3 protein-coding genes are annotated in these 2,449 nt (G+C 34.1%); 2 read left to right on the top strand and 1 reads right to left on the bottom strand.

Annotation, left to right across the window (positions count from 1 at the left end; all coding sequences use genetic code 11):
- The coding region (locus LRP84_RS22250) for an IS6 family transposase (protein ID WP_230577070.1) at positions 1-306 on the bottom strand (306 nt) is incomplete at its 3' end.
- A gap of 234 nt (positions 307-540) precedes the next feature.
- Here LRP84_RS22250 and LRP84_RS22245 point away from each other — a divergent pair.
- Both LRP84_RS22245 and LRP84_RS22240 read left to right on the top strand, forming a co-directional pair.
- Positions 541-1,449, top strand: a complete 909-nt coding sequence (locus tag LRP84_RS22245; protein ID WP_230577069.1) for an acyl-ACP desaturase — start codon at positions 541-543, stop codon at positions 1,447-1,449.
- Positions 1,450-1,665: 216 nt separating this feature from the next.
- Positions 1,666-2,127 carry a CarD family transcriptional regulator gene (locus tag LRP84_RS22240; RefSeq protein WP_230577068.1) on the top strand — a complete coding sequence of 154 codons (462 nt, stop codon included), beginning with the start codon at positions 1,666-1,668 and terminating at the stop codon, positions 2,125-2,127.
- Positions 2,128-2,449 lie beyond the last annotated feature (322 nt).

The following is a 2,449-nucleotide window of genomic DNA, read 5'->3' as shown; positions in this document are numbered from 1 at the left end:
TGTGTTTCCTTTCGAATCAACAGCACGATACAGATACATCCATTGACCTTTTACTTTGATATATGTTTCATCGACTCTCCAAGAGTCATTTGTTTGTTTAAGGTGACGACGGATTCGTTTGTCCAATTCAGGACCATACTGATGAACCCAACGCATAATCGTTGTATGAGAAATGGATAAACCACGTTCCTCCATCATTTCTACCAAATCTCGATAACTTAAACTGTACCGGAGGTACCATCTAACTGCTAATAGAATAATTTCCGGCTCATAATGCTTCCATTTAAAATCCACTGGTTTTTTCATCATCGTACACGTCCTTTATTTATAAATATTTTCAGTGTACACAATGACAGTATTTTTTGCACCAGAACCCCCCTTTTTATATGAAAAAATCATATAAAAATATAGCGCTCTTAAAGAGTTTTGTTACAAATTTGTTATGCTTGACTTAAAAAAAGGAAAGTAATATTTATTTGTAGAAAATTTTTAAGGATAAAAATAGGATGAATATCCATGGTAAGAAAAGGGGGCACTTATATGCTAACAAATGATTTAGATTTCCGATTAGAACCACGTTTAAAAGAACTGTATGAACAACATAAAATAAGAGCGCAGAAGATAGACTGGGGTTATCATGAGTTTTTACCATGGGATAAGGGAATGGACTTTAAAAGGGTTCCTTGGAATGAAAGTCAAGTTACTCTTCCTTCTGGTGTAATTACGGCCATTGAAACAGCTTTATTAACAGAAGTTAATTTACCATGGTTTACAACGTATTTATCTGCGACTTTTAAAGGTTCCCTTTCTGTTATTACAGACTTTATTCATACTTGGACCTCAGAAGAGGATCAACATTCGAATTTATTGGAGACATATTTACTACTCACCCGAAGTGTGAACCCTAAACGTATACATGAATTAAGAAAGTCAGTCGTTGAGGGTGGATTTGAGCCTGATTTTCATACACCAATCGAAGCCATGACGTATACGACGCTACAAGAACTTGCAACGATGGTGTTTTACAATAATGTCGCCAAGGTTGCAAGTAAGCATGATCCAGATCTTGCTACATTATTACGCCGTCTTGCAAAAGATGAAACTCTTCATTATGCGTTTTATCGAGACGTCATTCGAACACATTTAGAATTGGAACCTAATTATTGCTATCATATTGCCAATGTAATTAGAAATTTTAAAATGCCAGGTGCTGTCATGCCTGATTTTGAAAATAGAATGGCTGTGATTGCAAAAGAAGCTAACTATGGACCACTACAATATTTTGATCAAGTACTTGATGTAGTGATTGATTATTGGGGGTTAAAAGACTTACGACCAATTGCACCTCTAGCTGAAAAAGCAAGAATTGAGATTTTGGAGTACCACACAAGATTGAAAAAAATAAGGGATCGATTGGGGCGTTTTCAAGGGAAAACTGATCTACGTTAATGAGTAGCGGTTTCAGAATATGCGCGGGGAAATTCCCCTTCTCTTTATTAGAAATCTGGCACACTCCCTATTCTTTTGGTGCTGTTTTTATTTAATTTGATTTTTAAAGAAAAAGTAGTTGACACTAAAAATAATTTTATGATATTATAAAATATTTGATAAAAAACCACATATATGTTAAGGTTAAGAAGGTTACCATATATGGAGGTGGATTATATGTTTCAAATTGGCGATAACATTGTTTATCCAATGCACGGAGCAGGTATAATTGAAGCCATAGAAGAAAAAGAATTCTCAGGGAAAAAACAACAGTATTATGTTATAAAAATGTCAATCAGTAATATGCAAGTCATGATTCCTATGGGTAAAATATTAAGTTCGAGTATACGCCCAGTTACTGATATACTTGCATTAGAACACATTATACACATTTTTCAGCATGGAGAATCAGATAAATTATTGCCGTGGAAACAAAGGTATAAAGTGAACACGGACAAAATAAAAACGGGTGAAATACAAGAAGGTGCTGAAGTTGTACGTGATTTAATGCGTATGAAGAAAGAAAAGGCACTTAATACAAGCGAAAAAAAAATGTTGGATAACGCACATGAATTTTTGATTAGTGAACTAGGATTAATTAAAGGAATCACTGAAAATCAAATAAAAAGTTTCTGTTAAGGTTCATTATAGATAATGTATTACACCCCCCGAAAATATCCTGAATTTTTCGGGAATATGATTATTATCAAAAGTAAATCATTTCAAAGACATTCAATTTCTTCAACTCACTTTTAGAGTAGGAACCTCTTTTGTTATTGCTTCAACCTAATCCATTTTTATTATAAAATTTCTTTTACGAACGTTCGAAGTTCCATCAAATAACTCGGTTAAATAGTCACTTGATTTTTGCAATCCTGATTCACACTGGCACGGACAAGGAGCCGTAAGGACGAAAGAGAGGTAGGGCTTTCGTTGTTTTAGGTAATATACTATCTAAGTC

Source organism: Bacillus rhizoplanae (assembly GCF_917563915.1).
Taxonomy (GTDB): Bacteria; Bacillota; Bacilli; order Bacillales; family Bacillaceae_G; genus Bacillus_A; species Bacillus_A rhizoplanae.
Note: the sequence above shows the minus strand (reverse complement) of the source record. Positions and strands in the feature narration are given on the sequence as shown.

What these genes read in the sequence shown, in the direction of transcription:
- LRP84_RS22245 (WP_230577069.1), top strand. Translation starts at nt 541, where the DNA reads ATGCTAACAAATGATTTAGATTTCCGATTAGAACCACGTTTAAAAGAA.
- LRP84_RS22240 (WP_230577068.1), top strand. Translation starts at nt 1,666, where the DNA reads ATGTTTCAAATTGGCGATAACATTGTTTATCCAATGCACGGAGCAGGT.